At 74.2% G+C, this 24,196-nt stretch carries 16 protein-coding genes and 1 pseudogene; 8 read left to right on the top strand and 9 right to left on the bottom strand.

Annotation, left to right across the window (positions count from 1 at the left end; translation table 11 throughout):
• Positions 1-16: 16 nt before the first annotated feature.
• Complete coding sequence (locus GA0115242_RS09995) at positions 17-1,015, top strand: helix-turn-helix transcriptional regulator (RefSeq protein ID WP_093826737.1); 999 nt, start codon at positions 17-19, stop codon at positions 1,013-1,015.
• Between the two features lie 31 nt (positions 1,016-1,046).
• Here the strand turns inward: GA0115242_RS09995 and GA0115242_RS09990 are convergent, their stop codons facing one another.
• The gene (locus GA0115242_RS09990; protein WP_093826735.1) at positions 1,047-2,381 is read right to left on the bottom strand and encodes a glycosyltransferase; all 1,335 of its coding nucleotides are present in this window, start codon (positions 2,379-2,381) and stop codon (positions 1,047-1,049) included.
• A 327-nt stretch (positions 2,382-2,708) separates the two neighbouring features.
• Between GA0115242_RS09990 and GA0115242_RS09985 the strand changes: the two genes are divergently transcribed.
• Together GA0115242_RS09985 and GA0115242_RS09980 are read left to right on the top strand one after the other, a co-directional pair.
• The gene (locus GA0115242_RS09985; RefSeq protein WP_093826733.1) at positions 2,709-3,140 is read left to right on the top strand and encodes a hypothetical protein; all 432 of its coding nucleotides are present in this window, start codon (positions 2,709-2,711) and stop codon (positions 3,138-3,140) included.
• 177 nt (positions 3,141-3,317) lie between these two features.
• Positions 3,318-6,107: a scabin-related ADP-ribosyltransferase gene (locus tag GA0115242_RS09980; RefSeq protein WP_141721564.1), complete on the top strand. Its 2,790-nt coding sequence runs from the start codon at positions 3,318-3,320 to the stop codon at positions 6,105-6,107.
• Positions 6,108-6,115: 8 nt separating this feature from the next.
• On the opposite strand, the gene GA0115242_RS09975 is transcribed toward GA0115242_RS09980, so the two are convergent.
• Both GA0115242_RS09975 and GA0115242_RS09970 read right to left on the bottom strand, forming a co-directional pair.
• Complete coding sequence (locus GA0115242_RS09975) at positions 6,116-7,867, bottom strand: TIGR03767 family metallophosphoesterase (protein WP_093826729.1); 1,752 nt, start codon at positions 7,865-7,867, stop codon at positions 6,116-6,118.
• Between the two features lie 388 nt (positions 7,868-8,255).
• Positions 8,256-8,702, bottom strand: coding sequence for an NUDIX hydrolase (locus tag GA0115242_RS09970; protein ID WP_093826727.1), 447 nt, complete (start codon positions 8,700-8,702; stop codon positions 8,256-8,258).
• A gap of 240 nt (positions 8,703-8,942) precedes the next feature.
• On the opposite strand from GA0115242_RS09970, the gene GA0115242_RS09965 reads away from it, so the two are divergent.
• Positions 8,943-12,233: a S8 family serine peptidase gene (locus GA0115242_RS09965; RefSeq protein ID WP_093826725.1), complete on the top strand. Its 3,291-nt coding sequence runs from the start codon at positions 8,943-8,945 to the stop codon at positions 12,231-12,233.
• Positions 12,234-12,586: 353 nt separating this feature from the next.
• Positions 12,587-13,612 carry an aspartate-semialdehyde dehydrogenase gene (locus GA0115242_RS09960; RefSeq protein WP_093826723.1) on the top strand — a complete coding sequence of 342 codons (1,026 nt, stop codon included), beginning with the start codon at positions 12,587-12,589 and terminating at the stop codon, positions 13,610-13,612.
• Between the two features lie 91 nt (positions 13,613-13,703).
• Here the strand turns inward: GA0115242_RS09960 and GA0115242_RS09955 are convergent, their stop codons facing one another.
• Complete coding sequence (locus tag GA0115242_RS09955; RefSeq protein ID WP_093826721.1) at positions 13,704-14,183, bottom strand: DUF1203 domain-containing protein; 480 nt, start codon at positions 14,181-14,183, stop codon at positions 13,704-13,706.
• Positions 14,184-14,295: 112 nt separating this feature from the next.
• Here GA0115242_RS09955 and pepN point away from each other — a divergent pair, with 112 nt between their 5' ends.
• Entirely contained in the window at positions 14,296-16,869 is a 2,574-nt protein-coding gene (gene pepN / locus GA0115242_RS09950; RefSeq protein WP_093826719.1) for an aminopeptidase N, read from the top strand.
• A 206-nt stretch (positions 16,870-17,075) separates the two neighbouring features.
• On the opposite strand, the gene GA0115242_RS09945 is transcribed toward pepN, so the two are convergent.
• Positions 17,076-18,080: an EamA family transporter gene (locus GA0115242_RS09945; RefSeq protein WP_093826717.1), complete on the bottom strand. Its 1,005-nt coding sequence runs from the start codon at positions 18,078-18,080 to the stop codon at positions 17,076-17,078.
• 123 nt (positions 18,081-18,203) lie between these two features.
• On the opposite strand from GA0115242_RS09945, the gene GA0115242_RS09940 reads away from it, so the two are divergent.
• Complete coding sequence (locus tag GA0115242_RS09940; RefSeq protein WP_093826715.1) at positions 18,204-18,710, top strand: MarR family winged helix-turn-helix transcriptional regulator; 507 nt, start codon at positions 18,204-18,206, stop codon at positions 18,708-18,710.
• Here the strand turns inward: GA0115242_RS09940 and GA0115242_RS09935 are convergent.
• The gene (locus tag GA0115242_RS09935; protein ID WP_093826713.1) at positions 18,707-20,185 is read right to left on the bottom strand and encodes an FAD-dependent monooxygenase; all 1,479 of its coding nucleotides are present in this window, start codon (positions 20,183-20,185) and stop codon (positions 18,707-18,709) included. The genes GA0115242_RS09940 and GA0115242_RS09935 overlap by 4 nt on opposite strands.
• 343 nt (positions 20,186-20,528) lie before the next feature.
• Here GA0115242_RS09935 and GA0115242_RS09930 point away from each other — a divergent pair, with 343 nt between their 5' ends.
• Complete coding sequence (locus GA0115242_RS09930) at positions 20,529-21,224, top strand: TetR/AcrR family transcriptional regulator (protein ID WP_093826711.1); 696 nt, start codon at positions 20,529-20,531, stop codon at positions 21,222-21,224.
• Between the two features lie 274 nt (positions 21,225-21,498).
• On the opposite strand, the gene GA0115242_RS09925 is transcribed toward GA0115242_RS09930, so the two are convergent.
• From GA0115242_RS09925 to GA0115242_RS09915, 3 genes and pseudogenes are all read right to left on the bottom strand, one after another.
• The gene (locus GA0115242_RS09925; protein WP_093826709.1) at positions 21,499-21,750 is read right to left on the bottom strand and encodes a hypothetical protein; all 252 of its coding nucleotides are present in this window, start codon (positions 21,748-21,750) and stop codon (positions 21,499-21,501) included.
• A gap of 79 nt (positions 21,751-21,829) precedes the next feature.
• Positions 21,830-23,913 (bottom strand): annotated as a pseudogene (gene malQ, locus GA0115242_RS09920) (4-alpha-glucanotransferase).
• On the bottom strand, positions 23,913-24,149 hold the full coding sequence (locus tag GA0115242_RS09915) for a hypothetical protein (RefSeq protein WP_093826707.1): 237 nt from the start codon (positions 24,147-24,149) through the stop codon (positions 23,913-23,915). The pseudogene malQ and the gene GA0115242_RS09915 overlap by 1 nt, the downstream one beginning before the upstream one ends.
• Positions 24,150-24,196 lie beyond the last annotated feature (47 nt).

The following is a 24,196-nucleotide window of genomic DNA, read 5'->3' as shown; positions in this document are numbered from 1 at the left end:
GGCTAGGCTCGCACCCATGTCCCGACCCACCGGCCGCGTGCTCACCCTGCTGGACCTCCTCCAGTCGGGCGGCGTCCGCACCGCCGCCGAACTCGCCGAACGGCTCGGCGTCGAGGACCGGACCGTGCGCAGGTACGTGGACCGGCTCGTCGACCTCGGCATCCCGGTGGAGACGGTGCGCGGCCGGTACGGCGGCTACCGGCTCGGCCCCGGGCACCGGCTGCCGCCGCTCATGCTCGGCGACGACGAGGCGCTCGCCGTCCTCCTCGGCCTGCTCGCCGGGCGCCGCGCCGGGCTGACGACGGCCGCCGGAACAGCGAGCGAGACGGCCGCCGCCAAGATCCGCAGGGTGCTCCCCGGCCACCTCGCCCGCAGGCTGGACACGCTCCTCGACTCCCTCGCCGTCACACCGGGGCCCGCCGGGTCGCCGCGCCCGGACGCCGAGATCCTGCTCACCGTCGCCGACGCGGTGCGCCACCGCAGGCCGCTGTCGGTCCGCTACACCGACCGCACGGGAAACCACGGCGAACGGCGCCTGCACGCGTACGGGATCGTCGCGCACGGGGGCCGCTGGTACGTCACCGGCGCCGACCCGGACCGCGGCGAGGACCGCGCCCTGCGGCTCGACCGGGTCACCGGCGCGCGTCCGCTGCCCGGCTCCTTCGAGGTCCCGGCCGGGTACGACGCGGCGGACCGGCTGATCACCGGGTTCGCCACGGCCGCCTACCGGCACGAGGTGACCCTGCGGATCCACGGCACGCCCGAGGGGCTGCGCACCCGGCTCCCGCCGAGCGTCGCCCGCGTCGAGGAGACGCGGGAGGGCGCCGACCCGGCCGCCGACCGCTGGCTGCGGGTCGAGCTGCGCGTGGAGCGCCTCGACTGGCTCCCCCCGCTCCTCGCCTCCCTCGACCGCCCCTTCACCGTGGAACGCCCCGAGGAACTGCGCGCCGCGGTGACCGCCTACGCGGACCGGTTCGCCCGCCGGGCACGGGGAGAGGAGGAGCGGGGGGTGTGAGGAGCGGGGGGCGGGGGTGACCTCCGCGGGGCTAGCCGCCGAGTCCGGGGTGAAGTCCGTCGGGGATCTCATGGGTCCCGTGCGTGCCGTGCGCCCCGTGCGCGCCGGGGATCTCGGGAGCCCCGAGGACATCGGGAAGCACGTGCCTCCCGGACGGCTCACGGGTCCCGTACGTCCCGGGGACCTGGTGCGCCTCGCGGACCACGCGGTCGAGCAGGTCCGCGTAGGCCGCGATCATGCGCGTCCGGCTGAAGCGTTCACGGCTCGCCGCGAGCGCGGCGGTCAGGGACGGCCGGCCGGCGACCGCGGCCGACCAGGCGCGGGCGATCGCGTCGGGGTCGGACGGCGTCACGAACCCCAGGCCGGAGACGATCGCCGCGCTGTCGCCGACGTCCGTGGTGACCGGGACGGCGCCGCACATCATCCCCTCGACCAGGCAGAGCGGCGCGGCCTCGCCCCAGGACGAGGTGAGCGCGACCACGTCGGACGCCGCGTACACGGCCTCCATGTCCCGCCGCACGCCCAGCAGGCGGACCCGGTCCGCCATGCCGCCGTCCCCGCCGAACGCCGCCCTGACGTCCGCCGCGAGACCGTGGTTGGCCGCCGTCATCCCCGCCCCGCACAGCAGCACCCGCCCGTCCTGCTGCCCCGCGAGCCAGGCACGGGCCGCGCGCAGGAACAGCGGGACGTTCTTCATCGCGTCGTAGCGGGCCGCGAGAACGACGACGAGCGCCGCGGCCGGGATGCCGAGCGCCGAGCGCACCGCCAGGCGGCGGGCCGGGTCGGGACGGAACCGCAGCAGGTCCACGCCGTTCGGGACGACGTGCAGCAGCTCCCGCGGGACGCCCGCCGCCGCGTACGCGTCCCGGGTCGACTCGGCGCAGCAGACGCAGGCGACCACCGTGCCGTCGGCGATGGCCGCCCGCAGCTCGTCCAGGGCGCCGCCCTGGTTCTCCGGGTCGGAGCGGTGCAGGCAGACCACGACGGGCCTGCGCGGCAGCCCCGCCTGGTTGAGCAGCCGCAGCGGCTGCTCCTTGAGGGACAGGACGACGTCGGCGCCCGCGGTGGCCCGCGCGGTGTCCGCCAGTTCGGGGCCGGTGAACGGCGTGGCGGCGCCGCCCTCGACGGCGAACCGGCCCAGCGAGGCGACCGCGATCCCGGCGCCGGTCAGCGCCCGGTAGCAGGCGTCGTCCTCCATCCGCTGGCGGGTGGCCTCGCGGTGCACCTCTCCGTGGACGCTCAGCACCCGATGGTGCTGGCCGCCCTCCGCGAGCCCCAGCAGCACATCGCTGTGCACGATCCGGGCGCCGCCGGAGAAGAATCCCTCGTAGACCGACAGAACCCGCAGCCCGTGCCTCGTCAGCACACGACCACCCGCCTCGCACAAGTGAGTAATGAGTCGTCCCCCGTGATCCGCGGGTTAGGCGACATGAGGCGGCATGGACGTTTCGCCGGGGTGAACGCGGCGCCGCGCGTCCCGGTCCGGTCGGTTATCCGCAGGTCAACAGGTACGGGACGCCGTGGCACGAGGGGGCGCGCTACGGTGCGGGGCCTTGGCGCGAGGGGGCGCGCTACGGTGCGGGGCCGTGGCGCGAGGGGGCGCGCTACGGTACGGCCGTTCGACGTCCGCCCGCACGAGAGTGGTGACCATGGCCCGTCCTCTCCCCCGCCGCGCCCCCGGCCCGGAGCGCCGGTGAGCGCCGAACGGGTCCTCGGCAGCCGGGACGACGCCACCGCCGTCCGCGCCGGTGAACGGGCGCGGGCCGCGCTCGTGTGGGCCGTCGACGCGAGCGCCGGGGACCCGTCGCACGCCTTCCGCGTCACCGCGACCGGCCCCTGGGGCACCGCCGGGGGGCGCGGGTACGACCTGCTCGACGCCCTCGACCGGGTCCGGCGCGCACTGGAGGAGGCGGGCTGGCTGCTGGCGATCAACGCGGCCCGCCCGGACGTCGCCCAGAGCGGCATGCTCCGGGACTCCGGGAGCACCCGCGCCTACCGGCTCACCCCGGGACGGCGGGGCCGCCGCGAGGACCTGGTGGACCTCTTCGACGACGCCCCGGCCGACGCCGTCACCACCCTCGACGCCCAGCGGGCCGCCTACCTGAGCTGGCTCGCCTCGCTCTGATCCGCGGCCAACCCCTCTGCCGCCGGGCCCAGTTGATGGGCCCGGCGGATTGGGCCCGGGGTGGGCCCCCGGGCCCTGGGGCGGCGGGCCACGCGGCTCCTAGGCTGCCTGCGCTCGGGAGGAGCGACGGCCCCACGCCGTCGTCCGGACGCCGGAGCCGGATGCGAGGGCACCGTCATGGCCGAGCCGCGAACTCCCGCACCGGTGGCCGCCGTTCCCGTCCACGACGGCCGCCCGGTGCTGCCGCGGACGCTGGTGACGGCCCGCGCCCTGCTCCATCTGATGTTCGCCGTCACGGTGTTGGGCGGTGTCCGGGCGATCGCCACGCTGACCGGCCACGGGCTGCTGCGGCCGTCGCTGCTCGTGCTGGTGGCGTACGCCGTCGCGCCGGGCGTCATCGGGCTGGTGCTGGCCGGTCGGCTGTGGACCGGCGGGCGGGGCGCGCGGCTCGGGCTGATCGGCGTCTCGTCCGTGCTGGTGGCGGGCAGCGTCGTCAACATGTACCGGGGCTCCGCGCACGGCTTCGGCCAACTCCTGCTGCCGGTAACCCTGTTGGTCCTCACCTGCGCGGGACCCAGCCGGGCCTGGTTCGACCTGCCGGAGGGCGGCAGGGCGCCGCGGCCGCACGGTCCCGTGCGCCGGTGGCGCCGGATCGCGGTGCCGTCCCTGCCCCATCTGATCCGCTGGCGCCGGGACCGCGGTCAGACGGCGGTCGAGTACCTCGGGCTCGTCGCGGTGGTCGTGGCCCTCGTCGGCGCGATGGCCTTCGGCGGGATCGGGGGCACCGTCGCCGACGGCCTGCGCTCCGCGGTCTGCGCGGTCACCGGCGCGGACGACTGCCCGGGAGCGGCGGAGGCGGGCGGGAGCGGGGGTCCCGCCGGGGGCGTCACGGGCGGCGGGACGAGCGGGGGCGCGGCAGGGGGGTCGAACGGCTCGACCGGCGGGACGAGCGGTTCGACCGGCGGGACGAGCGGCTCCGGTGGCACGGAGGGCTCGACCGGCGCGGGTGGCAGCGACGGCTCGGGGGGCACCGAGGGCTCCGGTGGCTCCGCCGCGAACGGCGGCTCGTCCGGTGGGAGTTCGGCCACCGGGGGGAGTTCCGCCTCGGGCGGGTCGTCCGCTTCGGGAGGGTCATCTGCTTCGGGAGGGTCGGACGACGGTGGCTCGTCCACGGGCGGGACGACGGTCACGGGCGGCACGTCGTCGACCGGGGGCCGGGCCACCGGCGGGACCGGGGGCGACTCGACCGACGGCGGGGCGGTGGTCGGCGGCACCCTGAGCGGCGGGAGCACCGCCGACGGCGGTACGACGGGCGGGAGTCCGAGCGGGGGCGCGTCCGGCAGCGGGGGTTCCGCGGACGGGGGTTCGTCCTCCGACGGGGGGTCGTCCACGGGTGGCTCCGCCGACGGAGGTGCTTCCAACGGAGGTGCTTCCGACGGGAGTTCGTCCCACGGGGGTGCGTCCGGCTCGGGCGGGTCGTCGGGTTCCGGGGGCAGCTCGTCGAACGGCGGCACCTCGGGGTCGGGCGGCACCTCCGGCACGCGTGGCACCTCCGGGTCGGGCGGCACTTCCGGTACCGGGGGTTCGAGCTCCTCGGGCGGGTCCTCCGGCACGGGTGGCTCCACCGGCACCGGCGGTTCCAGCTCGGGCGGTTCCTCGAACTCGGGGGGCTCCAACGGCTCGGGCGGCTCCAGCTCGTCCGGCTCCAGCTCGGGCGGGTCCTCCAGCTCCGGCGGCTCCAGCAGCGAAGGCAGCTCCAGCGGCGGCAACTCCAGTGGTGGCAACTCCAGCGGCGGTCTCATCGTCGGAGGGCTCACCACCGGGGGGCTGATCTTCGGCGGTGCCTCCGGATCGGGCGGCTCCAGCTCGGGCGGGAGCAGTTCCGGCGGGAGCAGTTCCGGCGGTTCCTCCGGGGGGAGTTCGGTCGACGGCGGGAGCGCCGACTCCGGGGGCGAGGAGCGGCCCGATCCCGACGACGACCCCGACAAGGAGGACCCGGACAAGGAGGACTGCGGGGAGGGGGCGACGGTCTCCTCGCAGCGGGCGGACGTCGGCACCGTCGTCACGCGGGCCTCGTTCACCACCAGGGCCGCCCCCGCGCCGACGGCCGTCCTCGCGCCGGGGGCCGTCCTCGCGCCGACGGCCGTCCTCGCCGCCGACCCGCCGGGCGACGGCGGCGTCGGCGCGCTGATCGACGCGATGTCCGCGCTCACCCTCTCCGGCTTCGACACCTACGAGGAGGCCGAGGCGGCGGCCGAGGCCGCGTTCGGGGACGCGGCGGGGCCCGACACCGAGATGCCGGACGCGCCGGGCGTCGCCGACCCCCCTGACCCGCCCGGCCTCGGCGAGGACCACCCGGCCGGGATCGCCGGCTCGTGCGACGACCCGGGGTCCAACAGCACCGGCGTCGGCCCCGATCCGCGCGCGGTGGCCGCCGAGCCGAACATCAACTGGGACGGCATCCCCGACTACGTCGTCCCCCGCACCTCGAACGAGCCGCTGTACCGGTCGGACACCCGCGACCCGTCGATCATCTTCGAGCAGGGGTTCCGGCCGAAGAACCCGTCCGGCGCCGATCTGTGGAACTACGTGCTGACCAACCAGCCCGCGCAGTACGTCTCCACCACCACCTCGGACCACCTCGACTGGGGCCCGCAGTACGTGTACGACATCCGGGCACCCGGCGGCATCGACATCAACGCCACCTACGGCAGCCACTCCCCGTACCCGGACCAGCAGGAGATCGCCTTCCCCGGCGGGATCAGGCCCGAGTACATCAAGGGCGTGTGGCGGATGAACCCGGACGGCACGCACGGGCAGTACATCCCGAACCCGCACTACGACCCGGCCGCGGGCGGGAACAACTCACCCCCGGTGGACCCGCCCGACTGGACCGACAGCGACGTCGACATGCCGGACGCCGACGAGCCGCTGCCGCCGAGCCCGGACCCGATGGACGTCGACTGACGCCCGGGTCAGCCCTTCTTCAGGACCAGTTCGGTGTTGCGGTCGGCCGGGTCGCCGCCCAGCACGGTGCTGGCGCCGGGGGCGTTGAAGGACAACTCCCGGTAGAGGGCGGCCAGTCCGGTCTGGGAGAGGTCGCCGAAGTCCGTGCGGTGCGGGGCCGCGGACTCGACGAGCGTGGTGAACAGCGAGACCGTGCCGTCCTTGTTGTCCACCACCTCGATGATCCTGGCGAGTTGGGGGAAGTCGACGTGGGACGCGGTGGAGATCTCCCAGAAGGAGCGGCCGTCGGGCGCCGAGTGCGGGGTGATGTCGTTGCGGTGGATGTGGCCGTTGACCCAGGCGAGGACGTTGCGGTGGCTGCCGAGGAGGGCCAGCACCTCCTGGCCGTTGTGGCGCCGCTCGGCGGGGCGGGACGGGTCGGCGTGGGACGTGTTGGTCATCGTCTTGCTGGTGTGGTGGCTGAAGACAATGACGTATGAGTCCTTGTTGTCCCGCAGTTGGCGGTCGAGCCACTTCAACTGGGCCGTTCCGATGGACCCTTCGTAGTGGCCGCCCGGGTCGGTGGTGTCGAGGCTGACGCCGACGACGTCGTCCGAGATCCGGAAGGCGTAGTACTGGGTGCCCGCGGCGAGGTTGGCGGAGGAGTAGCCGTGTCCGACCGGGCCGAGGCCGCGGTGGGCCGGGTCCAGGTGCGCCTTGAGGTACTCGGCCGGGGTGTAGGGGGCGCGCCGCTCGTCGGGGGTGACCGGGCGCATGGAGCGGGCGTGCGCCTTGAGCATGTCCCGGAACGCGGTGCCGCGCGGGTCCTTGCCGCCCTTGATGGCGTTCTGGAGCTTCTTCGCGTCGGCCGCGGGCAGCGACATCAGCTTCCTGCCGCCGACCGCGTACTCGGCGAGCCAGGAGTCGCCGTGCCCGTAGCAGCCCAGCGGCATCGCGTCGTGGTTGCCGACGGTGGAGTACCAGGGCAGGTTGAGGCCGGGGCTGCGGACCTCGCGGGTGGCGGCGGCCAGGAAGCCCGCCAGGTGCGGGAACCCGGCCTGCTTGTCGGCGTCCCGGACGGTGGAGTCGGGCTGCCAGTACTGCGTGAGCCCGCTGTTCTGGACGCCCTCGTAGTGGCGCGGGTCCCCGGAGCCGGGGGTGATCCGGCCGCCGCTCATGATGGTGAGGAACCAGTCGAGTTCGGTCTTGGCGTTGTTGTCGGTGTTGTCGCCGGTCGTCATCGCGAAGTGCAGCGGCGAACCGGTGACGGGCGCCCCGCGCAGCGCGTTGACCCGCTCGACCAGGGAGACCGCGCCCTGCACGGTCAGCGCCTCGTGCGGGCGCCAGGCGTGCCGGTCGGTGGAGCGCAGGTACTCCAGGCGCATCGGGTGCTGGCTGTCGATCAGGTGCAGGTCGGTGAGCTGCACGAAGGCGGCGAGCGCGGTACGGCGGGCGGCCCGGCCGGACTTCGCGGCGGCGAGTTCGCCGCGCACCACCCGGCTCCAGCCGGGGCCGTCGCCGAGACGGCGGTAGCCGGTGGAGGTGCGCGGGGCGGCGACGGTCGCCAGCGTGGTGCCCTTGGTGTAGGGGGCGAGCGGCGCGGCGGGCGCCTTGCGCGACTGGGCCACGACCCGGGTGTCCGCGGTGGTGGCGGCCTGGCTTTCGGTGGGCCGCAGGGCGTAGCCGACACCCGCGGAGACGGCCGCCGCGCCGGTGGCGGCGAGGACGGTACGACGGTTGATGCCCAGCACGGAGCTGGCGACAGAGCGTGTGCGCGACATGGCGCGGTCTCCCCGAGTGCGAACGCGTCGGCAGTGGTCGCGGGTGATCGCTTCCGCGAACATTCCCGCTCGCTCTGGATGCTTGGCATCGGGGATGACCTGTGCGTGAACGAGGCGGCAACGCGCAACACCGATCACGGTACGTCGATCTTGGGCCACCCTGCGCGTCCACCACCGCTCCTCGAACGGCCCGGACCCGGTCACTCAGCGTTCATCTGACGGGGTAGTCAAGCCGTTCGGGGGCGGACTCCGGACGGCCGGGGAAGCCGTCAGGGCCGGGTGCGGGGCGGGCCGGGAATCTCGTCCGGGGCGGGCGCGGGGCGGGCCGGGAACTCCGTCCGGGGCGGGAGCGGGGCGGGCCGCCCGAGGGGCGCCGGGTCGCGGGTCGCTAGCCGTTCCTGCCGCTGGCCGGGCGCTCCCGCCACAGGGCGAGGGCGATGTCGACCGCGTCGGAGCGCTCCAGGGCGGGCACCTCGGCGAGCGGGTGCCAGGCGGCCCGGTCGGTGGAGCCGCCGACCTCGTCGCGCAGCGCGCCGCCGGTGATCAGGCCCTCGTAGAGGACCCGGACGGTGTGGCCGTCGACGGCCCGGCCGAAGCGGCGCCGGGTGATCCGGCGGGCGGCGCCGACGCCGAGCAGCGCGGTGACGTCCATGAGGTACCCGGTCTCCTCCTCGACCTCGCGCCGTACCGCGTCGTACGGGTCCTCGCCGTGTTCGAGGCCGCCGCCCGGCAGGGCCCACAGCGGCGGTCCCCCGCCGCCGGTCCAGCGGGCCATCAGCAGGTGGTCGTCGCGGACGCACACGGCGTAGGCCGCCACCCTCAACTTCTTGCGCATGGCTGGACGGTAGACGCCGGGACCGCGCCGCCGGCGCCTTCCCGGCCATCTCCCGCGCGCGACGGCCCGATTGAGGGGTTTCGTCCGCAAAGGGCATCGCGGGTTTTCCCCATACGTCCATATCTTTTCGGTCAACACTCGCCAAACAACTGTCTCTTGAGTAAAGCTGAGCGCTCGTCCGACCAGAGCCGATCGGCTCTGATCGATCCACGTTCGTTCCTTTACGTACAAGGGATGCCGATGACCTTCACCCCCCAGCGCGAACCGATATCGGGCGCGAGACGCACGGCCCGCACGGCCGCGGTCGCCGGTCTGGTGGCCGCGCTCTGTGCGGCGGGGCCGATACCCCTGGCCCTCGCCGCCGACGGCCCCGCCGCCACCGCCCCCGCGGTCGACGCCGTCAAGTCCGCGCACGACAAGCTGGGCAGCGACGACGCCGATCTGCTGGCCGCTGCCAAGGCCGACGGCGACGCCGACGTCACGATGATGATCGCCACCGAGCCGGGCAGGACGGCCCAGGTCACCGACCAGCTCGACGCGGTCAAGGGCGGCTCGGTCGGCAAGGCGTACGACAAGCTCGGCTACGTCCGCGCCACCGTCCCCACCGCCAAGGCCGACGCGGCGCTCGCCGCGGCCGCGAAGCTCTCCTCGGTGCAGGCCATCGACCTGCGCAAGGACATCCCGCTCGACGACCCGAGCCCCGCGGGCGGCGCCACCAAGTCGTCCGGCGCGAAGGCCGGTTACCCGGCCCCGGGCAAGAAGACCCCGGCCGAGAACCCGTACAACCCGTCCTTCGAGACGGGCGCCGTCGACTTCGTGAAGGCCAACCCGAAGGCGGACGGCCGCGGTGTCACCATCGGCGTCCTGGACTCGGGCGTGGACCTCGGCCACCCGGCGCTGCAGAAGACCACCACGGGCGAGCGGAAGATCGTCGACTGGGTGACGGCGACCGACCCGCTGGTCGACGGCGACCGCACCTGGCGCCCGATGCTCACCTCGGTCTCCGGTCCGACGTTCGGCTACGGCGGCAAGACCTGGAAGGCGCCCGCCGGTTCGTACCAGATCAGCACCTTCCTGGAGTCGTACACGGTCGGCGGCGACGCCGCAGGCGACGTCAACCGGGACGGCGACACCACCGACAGCTGGGGTGTGCTGTACGACGCGAAGAACGGCACCGTCCGCGTCGACCTGAACAACAACAACGACTTCAGCGACGACGAGCCGATGAAGCCGTACAAGGACGGTTTCCAGGTCGGCTACTTCGGCACCGACGACCCGGCCACCGACGTCGTCGAGCGGCAGCCGTTCGTCGTCGAGATCCGCAAGGACGTCGTCTACAACGCGGCGGGCGCGAAGGCCGACTTCGTCAACATCGGCCTCATCGAGTCCGAGCACGGCACGCACGTGGCCGGCATCACCGCGGCCAACGGCCTCTTCGGCGGCAAGATGAACGGCGCGGCCCCGGGCGCGAAGATCGTCTCCTCGCGGGCCTGCACCTGGACCGGCGGCTGCACCAACGTCGCGCTCACCGAGGGCATGGTCGACCTGGTCGCCAACCGCGGGGTCGACATCGTCAACATGTCGATCGGCGGTCTGCCGGCGCTCAACGACGGCAACAACGTCCGCGCGCTGATGTACACGCGGCTCATCGACACCTACGGCGTCCAGCTGGTCATCTCGGCCGGCAACTCCGGCCCCGGCGCCAACACGATCGGCGACCCCGGGCTCGCCGACAAGGTGATCTCGGTCGGCGCGACCATCTCCAAGCAGACCTGGGCCGCCAACTACGGCTCGGTCGTGGAGAAGAAGTACGCGATGATGCCCTTCTCCTCGCGCGGTCCGCGCGAGGACGGCGGCTTCACGCCGACCCTGTCCGCGCCGGGCGCCGCGATCAACACCACGCAGACCTGGCTGCCGGGCGGCCCGGTCGCCGAGGCGGGCTACTCGCTGCCGGCCGGCTACTCCATGCTCCAGGGCACCTCGATGGCGTCCCCGCAGGCCGCGGGCGCCTCGGCGCTGCTGATCTCGGCCGCCAAGCAGAAGCACATCGAGCTGACCCCGGCCACCCTGCGCACCGCCCTGACCTCGACCGCCGACCACATCAAGGGTGTGCAGGCGTACGAGGAGGGCGCGGGCCTCATCAACATCCCGGACGCCTGGAAGTCCATCCGCAAGGGTGCGACCGCCCATGAGTACTCGGTCAAGGCGCCCGTGGACACGGCGATCGACTACGCGCTGAAGACCCCGGGCTTCGGCACCGGCCTCTACGACCGCGAGGGCGGCCTCAAGGCCGGTCAGAAGAAGTCGTACGACATCACGATCACCCGCACCACCGGCGCCGACAAGGCGATCCGGCACGAGCTGCACTTCGAGAACAACGCCGGGAACACCTTCAAGATCCTCGGCTCGGACGAGATCAAGCTGGGCCTCAACCAGCCGGTGACCGTCAAGGTGCAGGCCAACCCGCGGTCCGCCGGGCTCAAGAGCGCCATCCTGGAGCTGGACGACCCGAAGACCGAGGGCCTGGACCGGCAGATCCTCACCACCGTCGTCGTCTCGGAGCCGGTCAAGTACACCTACTCCGCCTCCGACACGGTGCAGCGCAACAGCTCGCAGTCGTACTTCGTGACGGTGCCCGAGGGCGCCACCTCGCTGGAGGTCGCGATCGGCGGTCTGAAGGACAAGAGCCAGACCCGCTTCATCGCGATCCACCCGTACGGCGTCCCGGTCGACAACACCTCGACCCCGTACTGCTACAACAACTACCTGGACGGCAACGGCTGCAAGCCCGACGTGCGGGCGTACCCGAACCCGCAGCCCGGCGTCTGGGAGATCGAGGTCGAGTCGCGCCGCACCTCGCCGCTGCTCGACAACCCGTACAAGCTGGACGTCTCCGTCCTCGGCGCGGTCTTCGACCCGGCGACCGTGACCGTCCCCGAGGTCAAGGTCGGCACCCCGACCGCCGTCACCTGGAAGGCGACCAACACCTTCGCCGCCCTCGACGGCCACCTGGTCGGCGGCCCGCTGGGCTCCGCCAAGCCCGCCCGCCCGACCATCGCGCAGGGCGAGACCCAGGTCACCACGGTGGAGGTGCCCGCGGGCGCCACGTCGCTCGACGTCGCCATCGGCAACGTCTCCGACACCGCCGCCGACCTGGACCTGGTCGTGTACAACGCGGCGGGCACGGTCGTCGGGCAGTCCGCCGACGGCGACTCCGAGGAAGCGGTCTCCATCGCCTCCCCGGCCGCCGGCACCTACACGATCGAGGTCGACGGCTACTCGATCCCGGCCGGGACCACCGCGTACGACTACCGTGACGTGTTCTTCTCGACGACGCTCGGCACCGTCGGCGTCGACCAGTCCGCGTCGGTCAAGCTCGGCACCGGCCAGTCGGCCACGTTCTCCGGCACGGTGACCGCCCTCGCGGCGGCCCCCGCGGGCCGCGAATTCTTCGGCCGCGTCCAGCTGGTGAACGCCCGCGGCTCGGTCGCGGGCACCGGCAACGTGCAGATCGGCTCCGTCACGCCGTAACCGGCACGACGGCAAGGGGGGCGGGCGTCCACGCGGGCGCCCGCCCCCTCCGCGTCTCCCGCCCCCCTCCGTGTCTCCGGCCCCCTCCGTGTCTCCGGCCCCCGCCGCGCGGAGGCGTACGTCACACCCGGGCCGCGCGCTGCACGCCTTGCGGCGCCGGGCCGCCCCCGGGTGAATTCCTCCAGCTCAGCGCCAGTGCGGCGGGATTTCCGCAGGTCCACGCGGTGGACGGTGTGGTCCAGACCTCGGCATGGCGGCCAAAGAAGTGGACAGGGTCACCGGGGTCGGCCGCATGATGGAAAAAGCCGCAGACTTGCAGGAAACATGAGCTGGAACACCACGAAGGAGTCGCCGTGAGGGTCGGAATCGTCGGAGCCACCGGTCAGGTCGGCACGGTCATGCGCAGGATCCTGGTGGAGCGGGACTTCCCGGTCACCGAGCTGCGCCTGTTCGCCTCGGCCCGCTCGGCGGGGACGGTCCTGGACGGCGTGACGGTGGAGGACGCGGCGACCGCCGACTACGCGGGCCTCGACATCGTGCTGTTCTCGGCGGGCGGCGCGACCTCCCGCGCGCTGGCCGAGAAGGTCGCCGCGCAGGGCCCCGTGGTGATCGACAACTCGTCCGCCTGGCGCAAGGACCCCCAGGTGCCGCTGGTGGTCTCCGAGGTGAACCCGCACGCCATCACCGACCGCCCCAAGGGCATCATCGCCAACCCGAACTGCACGACGATGGCCGCGATGCCGGTGCTGCGCCCGCTGCACGCCGAGGCGGGCCTCGAAGCGCTGGTCGTCGCCACCTACCAGGCGGTGTCCGGCTCGGGCCTCGCGGGCGTGGCCGAGCTGCACGGGCAGGCGCAGAAGGTGATCGCCGACGCGGACAAGCTGACCCACGACGGCTCCGCGGCCGACTTCCCCGAGCCCGCCGTCTACCAGCGCCCCATCGCCTTCAACGTGGTGCCGCTCGCGGGCAGCGTGGTGGACGACGGCCTCAACGAGACGGACGAGGAGCAGAAGCTCCGCAACGAGTCCCGCAAGATCCTGGAGATCCCGGAGCTGAAGGTCTCCGGCACCTGCGTGCGCGTGCCGGTCTTCTCCGGGCACTCGCTCCAGATCAACGCCCGTTTCGCCCGCCCGATCTCCCCCGAGCGCGCCACGGAGCTGCTGTCCGGCGCCCCGGGCGTGGCCCTCTCCGACATCCCCACCCCGCTCCAGGCGGCCGGTCAGGACCCGTCCTACGTGGGCCGGATCCGCGCCGACGAGACGGTCGAGCACGGTCTCGCCCTGTTCGTCTCCAACGACAACCTGCGCAAGGGCGCGGCCCTGAACGCGGTGCAGATCGCGGAGCTGGTGGCGGCGGAGCTGAAGGCCCGGGTCGGCTGACCCGCGGCGGGCACGCCGGGCCCAGGACCCGCGCGCCCGGCGGGAGTGCGTGCATGGTGCCGCGAGGCAGACGTAAATGGTCAGACACGCCCTAGGCCCGGCGCACCTCGTAGAGGAAGCAGCCGTACTCGACGGCCCGGACGTGGACCAGTGCCACGGACGGGTCGTCGAACGCGTTCCGCAGGGCCTCGTCGTCGACGGCGGCGACCAGCGCGCCGCCCAGGATGCGGCCGTCGGCCGCGTACCGGCGGACCGTGCGGTGGGCGCCGGGGAACGGGTAGCCGGCGTCGCGCGCGGGGTCGGGTCCGGGGCAGGGGTCGGCGTGGACGAAGACCGGGCCCCGCTCGTCGTAGGCGCCCGGGCCGGCGCCGGTCGCCGCCGCCCAGCGGTGCAGCGGCGCGTACGCGACCAGCGCGATCCGCTCCCCCGGGCGGCTGCGGCGCAGGCAGCAGCGCAGCGGCGCCCCGCCCTCCTGATCGGTGACGGCGGTCGCGGGGCGGCCCGCGTCGTCGGCGGCCCGCAGCTCCGCCAGGACCTCGGGCGGGACAGGTCGCGCGGTGTAGGTGGTCATGGCTCCACGGTGGCCCGGGGCCGTCCCCGGCACCGGCGGGTTCCGGACATCGCCATCGGCGCGGCTCGCGTGGAAGGATGGCGCAACCCACACATAACGAGGAGATGACCGCGTGCCTGGCACAAACCTGACTCGCGAAGAGGCGCGGCAGCGGGCGAAGCTGCTGACCGTTGACTCGTACGAGATCGATCTCGACCTCTCGGGGGCGCAGGAGGGCGGGACCTACAGGTCCACGACCACGGTGCGCTTCGACGTCGCGGAGGGCGGCGGCGAGACCTTCATCGACCTGGTCGCCCCGGCCGTCCACGAGGTGGTCCTGAACCGCGACCCGCTCGCCCCGGCCGAGGTCTTCCAGGACTCCCGGATCGCGCTGTCCGGTCTGCCGCAGGGCCCGAACGTGCTGCGGGTGGTCGCGGACTGCGCGTACACCAACACCGGTGAGGGCCTGCACCGGTTCGTCGACCCGGTCGACGACCAGGCCTACCTGTACACGCAGTTCGAGGTGCCGGACGCCCGCCGGGTCTTCGCCTCCTTCGAGCAGCCCGACCTCAAGGCGACCTTCCAGTTCACGGTGAAGGCGCCGGGCGGCTGGACCGTCGTCTCCAACTCGCCGACCCCCGAACCCCGCGACGACGTCTGGGTCTTCGAGCCGACGCCGCGCATCTCGACGTACATCACCGCCCTGATCGTCGGCCCGTACCACTCGGTGCACAGCGTCTACGAGAAGGACGGCCAGTCGGTGCCGCTGGGCATCTACTGCCGCCCCTCGCTCGCCGAACACCTCGACTCCGACGCCGTCTTCGAGGTGACCCGGCAGGGCTTCGAGTGGTTCCAGGAGAAGTTCGACTACGCGTACCCGTTCGGCAAGTACGACCAGCTCTTCGTGCCGGAGTTCAACGCGGGCGCGATGGAGAACGCGGGCGCGGTCACCATCCGCGACCAGTACGTGTTCCGCTCGAAGGTGACCGACGCGTCGTACGAGCTGCGCGCCGAGACGATCCTCCACGAGCTGGCCCACATGTGGTTCGGCGACCTGGTCACCATGGAGTGGTGGAACGACCTGTGGCTGAACGAGTCGTTCGCCACCTACACGTCCATCGCCTGCCAGGCCCACCACCCCGACTCGCGCTGGCCGCACTCGTGGACGACGTTCGCCAACTCCATGAAGACGTGGGCCTACCGGCAGGACCAACTGCCGTCCACGCACCCGATCATGGCGGAGATCGGCGACCTGGACGACGTCCTCGTCAACTTCGACGGCATCACCTACGCCAAGGGCGCCAGCGTCCTCAAGCAGCTCGTGGCGTACGTCGGCATGGACGAGTTCTTCGCGGGCGTCCAGGCGTACTTCAAGCGCCACGCCTTCGGCAACACCCGCCTCTCCGACCTGCTGGGCGCCCTGGAGGAGACCTCCGGACGTGACCTGAAGACCTGGTCGAAGAAGTGGCTGGAGACCGCGGGCATCAACATCCTGCGCCCGGTGATCGAGACCGACGCCGACGGTGTCGTCACCGCGTTCGCGATCCGCCAGGAGGCCCCGGCGCTGCCCGCGGGCGCCAAGGGCGAGCCGACCCTGCGCCCGCACCGGGTCGCGGTCGGCCTGTACGACCTCGACGAGGCGACCGGCAGGCTGGTGCGCGGCGAGCGCGTCGAACTGGACGTCGACGGCGAGCTGACGGCCGTCCCGCAGCTCGTCGGCAGCCGCCGCCCGGACGTCGTCCTGCTCAACGACGACGACCTGTCGTACGCCAAGGTCCGGCTCGACGAGGCGTCGCTCGCCTTCGTCACCGAGCACCTGGGCGACTTCGAGTCCTCGCTGCCGCGCGCGCTGTGCTGGGCGTCGGCGTGGGACATGACCCGGGACGCCGAACTGGCCACCCGGGACTACCTGTCGCTGGTGCTGTCCGGCATCGGCAAGGAGTCGGACATCGGCGTCGTGCAGTCCCTGCAGCGGCAGGTGAAGCTCGCCATCGAGCTGTACGCCGACCCCAACGCCCGCGAGGCGCTGCTGACCCGCTGGACGGACGCCACGCTGGCGCACCTGCGGGCGGCGGAGGCCGGCGGCGACCACCAGCTCGCGTGGGCGCGGGCGTTCGCGGCGACGGCCCGCACCCCCGAGCAGCTCGACCTGCTGGAGGCCCTGCTGGACGGCGCGCAGACCGTCGAGGGCCTGACCGTCGACACGGACCTGCGCTGGACGCTGGTGGAGCGGCTGGCGGCGGTGGGCCGGTTCGACGAGGCGGAGATCGCCGCCGAGTACGAGCGCGACCGCACGGCCGCCGGTGAGCGGCACGCGGCCAGCGCCCGCGCGGCCCGGCCGACCGCGGAGGCCAAGGCGGAGGCCTGGGCGTCGGTGGTGGAGTCGGACAAGCTGCCCAACGCGGTGCAGGAGTCCGTCATCGGCGGCTTCGTCCAGACCGACCAGCGGGAGCTGCTCGCGCCGTACACGGAGCGGTACTTCGAGGTCCTGAAGGACGCGTGGGACGCCCGTTCGCACGAGATGGCGCAGCAGATCGCGGTCGGTCTGTACCCGGGGGTGCAGGTCTCCCAGGAGACGCTGGACCGCACGGACGCCTGGCTGGCCTCCGCCGAGCCGAGCGCGGCCCTGCGCCGGCTCGTCTCGGAGTCCCGCGCGGGTGTGGAGCGCGCGCTGCGGGCCCAGGAGGCGGACGCGCGGCACGCGTAGCCCGAGCGCGCGGGCCGCGCGACACGGGGGCGCGATCGCGGCGCCGTGGTGGCGTGGTGCCGTGACGGTGACATGAGCGACGCGAGCAGGGCAGGGCGCCCGGTGCCTGTGGCACCGGGCGCCCTTGTGTGTTGGGGGCAGTCCGGGGGCGCAGCCCGGGGGGCCGGTGAGCTGGTCGGCCGGTGAGCTGGTCGGTGGGCGGGCGGTCAGGTGGTCAGGTGCTCGGTGGGGGGCGTGTGGTCAGGGTGCCGTCGGGGGCCGTCCGTGTCCCGCCGGTCGAGCGGGCCCGCGCGCCCATCGCCGTGCCCCTCCCCCGCCACCGCTCCCGCTCCCGCTCTCCCCCTGTTCCCGCTCCCGCTCCCGCTCCGTCCCAGTTGTCCCGCCACGGTCGCGCCGAACGCCAGGGCCATGCCGGTCAGTTGGAGCGGGGTGAGGGTCTCGTCCAGGGCCGCCCAGCCGACGATCGCCGCGGTCAGCGGGGAGAGCGGGCCGAGGAAGGTGACCTGGGTCGCGGTGAGCTGTCCGATGCCGCGGAACCAGAGCCAGTACGCGACGGCGGTGTTGGCGAGGGCGAGGTACAGGTAGCCGCCGACGGCACCGGCGTCGAGCGCGGGCGGGGCGCCCTCGGCCAGGAGAGCGAGCGGGGCGATCAGCAGGCCGCCCGCGGTGAGCTGCCAGCCGGTGAGCGCGAGCGGCCCCACGCCCTCGGGACGGCCCCACTTCTGGGTGAGCACCGTGCCGGTGGACATCGACGCGGTCGAGGCGAGCGCGGCCAGCACGCCGACGGCGTCCAGCGCCCCGGCCGCCCGCAGCACGACGAGGCTGACGCCGAACGCGGCCACCACCCCCGCGACCAGCGCCCGCGCCGTCGGCCGCCGCCCGAGCAGCAGCGCCGACAGCCCGATCACCAGCAGCGGGCCGACCGACCCGACGACCGCCGCCGTCCCGCCGGGCAGCCGGTACGCGGACAGGAACAGCAGCGGGAAGAACGCGCCGATGTTGAGGGCGCCGAGCACGGCGGACCGCCACCACCAGGCGCCGCGCGGCAGCACCCGGGCGAGCGCGAGCAGAGCGAGACCCGCGGGCAGTGCCCTGGTGAGCGCGGTGAACAGGGGGCGGTCCTGCGGGAGGAACCCGGTGGTGACCGCGTAGGTGGTGCCCCAGGAGACCGGGGCGAGGGCGGTGAGCAGGACGGTCGCCGACCGTTTCATGGCGGGTGCCTCTCTCGGACGCGGGCGCCCGCGGCGGACGAGCACGGAGATAGCTTAGCGCTAAGCTACTTACCGTCAAGCCACTTTCTTGCGGGCAAGCCGACACCGTCGGATACTCACCGCATGAGCGGACACAGCGGCGACTCCATCGACGCGATCATCGAGCAGTGGTCGGCCGTGCGGCCGGACCTCGACACCCGGGCGATGGAGGTCTTCGGACGGATCTTCCGGCTGGCCCGTGCGATGGGCGACGACATGGAGGAGGCGTACACCCCGTTCGGCATCGCCCGCGGCGAGTTCGACGTCCTCGCCGCGCTGCGCAGGTCCGGCGAGCCGTACACGCTCTCGCCGCGCCAGCTCTCGGCCACTCTGATGCTCACCACCGGCGGCATGACCGGCCGTCTCGACAAGCTGGAGAAGGCCGCGCTGCTGCGCCGCTCCCCCGACCCGCACGACCGCCGGGGCCTGCAAGTCACCCTGACGGCGGAGGGGTTGGCGCTCATCGACCAGGCGGTCGGCGCCGGTCTCGCCGCCCAGACGACCGCGCTGGCCGCCCTCGACGACGAACAGGTCGGCCAACTGGCCGACCTGCTGCGGACCTTGCTCGCCGGAACCCCGGGCGCCCGTTAGCCGACCGCGGCCACGGCCGTCCGCCCCAGGTGCGCGGCGACGGCCACCCCGATCTCCTGGACGCCCGCCCCGTCCGACGCCCAGGCCGCGTAGCCGTCGGGCCGCACCAGCAGCGCGGTCCGCCGCCCGCTCGCCCAACTCGTCACCGCGAGACGGTCCTTGAGGGCATCGAGGTCCCGCAGCGGCAGCGGCCCCGGCGGGACGACGAGGACGAACCGGCCGCCGCGCAGCGCCTCGTGGAGACGTCCGGTGCTCAACGCGACGTCCGGCACCCGCCGTCCGGTCAGCGGGTGGGCGCCCCTGGGCGCGCGGTAGCGGTACCCGATGCCGCTCAGTTCGCCGACCGCCCGGCGCCGGACCGGGGCTGCGGACGCGAGGCAGCGCATCACCGCCGCGCCCGCCGCGAGGGTCCAGGGGTAGCGGGCCTTGGCGAGCCGGATGATGCCGCCGCTGCTGCGCAGGACCGCCCTGCCGACCGGGTGCCGCTCGGCCTGGTAGCTGTCGAGCAGGCCGTCGTCCGCGTGACCGCGCAGCACGGCGGCGAGCTTCCAGCCGAGGTTGGCCGCGTCCTGGAGCCCGGTGTTCATGCCCTGGCCCCCGGCCGGGGTGTGCACATGGGCGGCGTCCCCGGCGAGCAGCACCCGGCCCACCCGGTAGGCGGGCGCCTGGCGCTCGTCGCTATGGAAGCGGGACATCCAGCGCACGTCGTGCATGCCGTAGTCGGTCCCGAAGACCCGCCGGACGATCTCCCGCAGCTCGTCGAGGCCGACGGGCTCGCTGTCCGGGACGTCACGGTCGCCGCGCCAGCCGATGACCCGGTGGTAGCCGTCCCCGAAGGAGGCGAGGAAGGCAAAGGCCCCGCCGACGGCGTCGCCGGTGAGCAGCTCCCGGGGCTGTTCGGCCAGCCGCACGTCCGCGAGGACCACGGAGCGGATCGCCGAGCGCCCGGGGAACGGCAGCCCCACCGACCGGCGCACCACGCTGCGGATCCCGTCGGTGCCGACCACATACCGGGCCCGCAGCCGCTCCCGCTCCCCGCCGGGCCCGCGCACGTCGACGGTGACGCCGTCCGCGTCCTGGACCAGCCCCGTCACCTCGGTCCCGTACCGGAACGCGGCGCCCGAGCGCACGGCCCACCGCTCCAGCACCCCCTCCACCTCGTACTGCGGGGTGACGAGGACGTGGTTGAAGCGCGACGGCAGCGTGTCGAGCCGGACGGTGAGCCCGCCGACGAGCCGCAGCGCGCCGAGACGCTGCCCGACCGCCTCCAGCTCGTCGGCGAGCCCCCGGGCGTCGAGCTGCTCCAGGGTGCGGGCGTGCACGGCGAAGGCGCGGGAGAGGTTGTCGACCTGGTGGGGCCGCTTCTCCAGGACGGTGACGGGGACGCCCGCGACGGCGAGGTCACCGGCCAGGAGGAGCCCGGTGGGTCCCGAGCCGACGACGATCACGGGAAGGGTGTTGCCGGTGCCGACCATGAGGGGCCTCCTGACGCCGACGCGCCCGCACCGGCCGCCGCGAGGGGGAGCGGGCGACGGACGCGCACCAACGGATGTTTGCCAACGCTCGTTGACGACGATACGGGGTGCGCGCGGCGGAGTCAACGGGTGTTGGCAAACGGGTGTTGGCTTGCGAGCGGGGGCGGGGGCCGGGGGTGGGGGCGGACTGTCGGCGGCTCACCGCGGGGGAGCCGCTGCCCCACCCCCGTTGACCCAGTACCGCCAACCAACGACGTCGCCCCACCCCGTTACCCAGCACCCCCAGCCAACGGACGTCGGCGAACCAGCGTTGGCCAACACCCGTTGGCCTAAACTCGCGACCATGACCGAAAAGCCCGCCCCCACACCTGCCCACACCCGCGCCGCTGCCCCCACCCCCGCCGACGCCCCCGCCGACGCCCCCACCTCGACCTCGGCCCCCATCCCCACCCCCACCCCCGCCGCACCGCCGGACCAGCCCCCGCCCCGCCGCCGCTCCGACAGCACCCGGGAGGCGATCGTCGTCGCCGCCCGCGAGCGCTTCGCCGCCGACGGCTACGAGCGCGCCACCATCCGCGCCATCGCCAGGGACGCCCGGATCGACCCGTCGATGGTGATGCGCTACTACGGCAGCAAGGAGGGCCTGTTCGCCGCCGCCGTCTCGGTGGACCTGCGGCTGCCCGACCTCGGCACGCTGCCCAGGGGCGAGGTGGGTGAGGCCCTGGTGTCGCACCTGTTCGGGCTCTGGGAGTCGAGCGACGTGCTCACGGCGATGCTGCGGGTGGCGTCGGCGGGTCCGGCCGGGGCGGAGCGGATGCAGGCGACGTTCCGCGAGCAGTTGCTTCCGGCGGCGCGGCAGACCTGTCCGGACCCGGAGCAGGTGGCGACCAGGGCGGCGCTCGTCGCGTCGCAGCTCCTCGGGTTCGCGCTGACCCGGTACGTGCTGCGGCTGCCGCCGTCGGTGGCACTCAGCCGCGCGGAGATCGTGGCGTGGCTGGGCCCGACGGTCCAGCGCTACCTGACCGCGCCGAGCCCCTGACCGGGCGCACGGCGAGGATCAACCGCACCGCTCCGACCGAAGTCCCGCGACCGCAGGTGTCGGCGGGCGGACGACAACGTCAGCGAACCGGGGAAGAGGTAGCCCCGGGAAGAGAGGGCCCGTGGCACGCAGGGACCCCGGAATGCGGCGGGACGGGCGCGCGCGGGGGGTGCGGAACGCGGCGGAGGGCGTCGTCCCGTCCGCGTGCGGCGACTCGCGCGCGGGGTTACGGAACGACGCCCTCCGTCGGAAGGGGGTGGGGTGGGGCCGGTCGTCAGGCCTTCGCCCTGGTCTTCGGCTCGCGGTCCTTCGACCCGTCCAGGACGATCACCAGACCCGCGATGACCGCGAACAGGACGAGCGGGCAGAGCACGTAGAGGCCGAGCGTCTCGATGACGCTCAGACCCGGGCCCGGGTCGTCGCCGTCGTCACGCGTCAGCGCGAGCGCGGGGGACGACATCAGCAGCATCATCAGCGTCGTACCGGCGGCCAGGGCGCCGGCGCGCAGGGCGTTCTTGTTGTCCACGGTGCCAAAAGTATCGAACGCCGGGAACGGTCGCTCGTCCGGGGGTGCCGTACGGGGTGCGCGGGGCGCGGGAGGCCGCTCACGCCTCGCCGCGCAGCACCTTCATCAGGGCGTGCAGGCGGGGCGAGGCGGCCAGTTCCTCCAGGGTGACGGGGCGGCCGGCCGGGTCGGCGACGGGCAGCCGCCAGTTCGGGTACGCGTCGGAGGTGCCGGGGAGGTTCTGCGGACGGCGGTCGCCGATCGCGTCGGGGAGCCAGACGCCGACGAGGCTGGCGGGGGTGCGCAGCAGGAACCGGTGGACGGCCTGCACCTCGGCCTCTTCCTGGGAGGCTCCCGGGGAGGCGGCGGCGAGCAGGCCGAGGCGGGTGAGGACGGCGAGCCACTCCCCGATGTCGGCCTCGGCCTCGGCGCGTTCGACGGCGAGGGGGCGGGTGGAGAGGCCGAGCCGGTCGCGGAGTTCGACGTGTTCGCCGGTGAGCCGGGAGGCGGTGGGCGGCAGGTCGTGGGTGGTGACGGTGGCGAGGCAGTCCGCGCGCCAGGACTCGGGGGGCAGTGGCGCGCCGTCGCCCTCCCAGTCCCGTTCGAACCAGAGGACGGAGGTGCCGAGCACGCCGCGGGCGCGCAGCCGTTCCCGCACCCCGGGCTCGACGGTGCCGAGGTCCTCGCCGATGACGAAGGCACCGGCGCGGGCGGCCTCCAGGACCAGGACGGCGAGCATGGCCTCGGCGTCGTAGCGGACGTAGGTGCCCTCGGTGGGCGGTTCGCCCTGGGGGACCCACCAGAGGCGGAAGAGGCCCATGACGTGGTCGATGCGCAGGGCGCCCGCGGAGCGGAACAGGGCGCGCAGCAGCCGTCGGTAGGGGGCGTAGCCGGACGCGGCGAGGCGGTCGGGGCGCCAGGGCGGCAGGCCCCAGTCCTGGCCGCGGGAGTTGAAGGCGTCCGGGGGCGCGCCGACCGAGGTCCCGGCGGCGAGGAAGTCCTGCTGGGCCCAGGCGTCGGCGCCTTCGGGGTGCACGCCGACGGCGAGGTCGTGGACGATCCCGACGGCCATCCCGGCCTCGCGGGCGGTGCGCTGGGCGGCGGTGAGCTGGGTGTCGGTGAGCCAGGCGAGACGGCGGTGGAACTCGACGCGGTCGGCGGCGTCGCGGCGGGCGGCGGCCGTCTCCGCGGAGCGGGGGTCGCGCAGGCCGGCGGGCCAGCGGCGCCAGTCGGAGCCGTGCAGCTCGGCGAGGGCGTTCCAGGTGGCGTGGTCCTCCAGGGCCTGGCCCTGGTCGGCGAGGAAGGCGGCGTAGGCGGCGGCGCGGCCGGGGCCGAGGGGGACGGCGGTGACGAGTTCGAGGGCGTCGCGCTTGACCGCCCAGACCGCGTCCCGGTCGATCAGGGCGCCGTCGGTGAGGACGGCGGCGCGGAGCCGGTCGGCGCGGTCGAGGAGGGCGTGGACGCGGTCGGGGGCGCGGAGATCGGCGTACTCGGGGACGTCCTGGACGCGGAGGTAGACCGGGTCGGGGAAGCGCCGGGAGGAGGGGCGGTAGGGGGAGGGGTCGGTCGGGGTACCGGGTACGGCCGCGTGGAGCGGGTTGACCTGGAGGAATCCGGCGCCGAGGTCGCGTCCGGCCCAGGAGGCGAGTTCGGCGAGGTCGCCGAGGTCGCCGATGCCCCAGGAGCGGCCGGACAGGAGGGAGTAGAGCTGGACGAGGAGCCCGTGGGAGCGTCCGGCCGGGGTGGGCAGCCGGGGCGGGGCGACGACGAGGTGGGCCTCGCCGGTCCGGCCGTCGGGGGCGGTGGCGGTCAGGTGGTGGACGCCGGGCGGGAGCGTGGCGGTGGAGGCGTGCTCGGTCCCGTCCTCGGCGAGGACGCGCAGGCGGGTGCCGGGCGGGAGGGCGGCCAGGGCGGGCGGGCCCGGCGCGTCGCCGCCGGTCCAGTGGACGACGGTGGGGGCAGCAGGCGCAGGGCCAGTTCCCGTTCGCGGGCGGCGAGGGCGGCGGCGGTGGCCCCGGGCGTGGCCGCGTCGACGCCGAGGGCGGCCAGGGCGCGGGTGACGGCGGTGGCGGAGGCGGGGACCGTGCGGTCCGGGGAGGGGCGGTAGGAGGTGGCGACGCCGTGGAGTTCGGCGAGCCGGGTGAGGTCCTCGGAGAGCGGCCCGACCGGCCCCGGCCCCGTCACTACGGCCTCGTGTCGTCCGGCTCGGGGGCGGCGGACTCGCTGGTCAGGGGGGTCGCGTCGGCGAGCGGCGGCTCGCTGGTGAGGGGTTCGGCGTCGGGCAGCGGGGGTTCGCTGGTGAGCGGGGTCTCGATGCAGGCGCTCTCCGAGCTGAAGACGACGAGGTCGTCGAGGTCGGGGTCGGCGAGCGCCGCGTGTTTGGAGAGGGCCGGGAGCAGAAGGTGTGCCGGTGCGGCCACGGGGGCCTCCTTGTCGAGTACGGCGAGCAGGCTGCGGGTTATCGCAG

This window comes from Streptomyces sp. SolWspMP-5a-2 (assembly GCF_900091845.1).
GTDB lineage: Bacteria > Actinomycetota > Actinomycetes > Streptomycetales > Streptomycetaceae > Streptomyces > Streptomyces doudnae.
This window is presented reverse-complemented; position numbering and strand designations above follow the sequence as displayed.

What these genes read in the sequence shown, in the direction of transcription:
- GA0115242_RS09970 (WP_093826727.1), bottom strand. Translation starts at nt 8,702, where the DNA reads ATGCGCAAGAAGTTGAGGGTGGCGGCCTACGCCGTGTGCGTCCGCGAC.
- GA0115242_RS09930 (WP_093826711.1), top strand. Translation starts at nt 20,529, where the DNA reads ATGACCGAAAAGCCCGCCCCCACACCTGCCCACACCCGCGCCGCTGCC.
- GA0115242_RS09955 (WP_093826721.1), bottom strand. Translation starts at nt 14,183, where the DNA reads ATGACCACCTACACCGCGCGACCTGTCCCGCCCGAGGTCCTGGCGGAG.
- GA0115242_RS09980 (WP_141721564.1), top strand. Translation starts at nt 3,318, where the DNA reads ATGGCCGAGCCGCGAACTCCCGCACCGGTGGCCGCCGTTCCCGTCCAC.
- GA0115242_RS09940 (WP_093826715.1), top strand. Translation starts at nt 18,204, where the DNA reads ATGAGCGGACACAGCGGCGACTCCATCGACGCGATCATCGAGCAGTGG.
- GA0115242_RS09945 (WP_093826717.1), bottom strand. Translation starts at nt 18,080, where the DNA reads ATGAAACGGTCGGCGACCGTCCTGCTCACCGCCCTCGCCCCGGTCTCC.
- GA0115242_RS09965 (WP_093826725.1), top strand. Translation starts at nt 8,943, where the DNA reads ATGACCTTCACCCCCCAGCGCGAACCGATATCGGGCGCGAGACGCACG.
- GA0115242_RS09975 (WP_093826729.1), bottom strand. Translation starts at nt 7,867, where the DNA reads ATGTCGCGCACACGCTCTGTCGCCAGCTCCGTGCTGGGCATCAACCGT.
- GA0115242_RS09935 (WP_093826713.1), bottom strand. Translation starts at nt 20,185, where the DNA reads ATGGTCGGCACCGGCAACACCCTTCCCGTGATCGTCGTCGGCTCGGGA.
- GA0115242_RS09995 (WP_093826737.1), top strand. Translation starts at nt 17, where the DNA reads ATGTCCCGACCCACCGGCCGCGTGCTCACCCTGCTGGACCTCCTCCAG.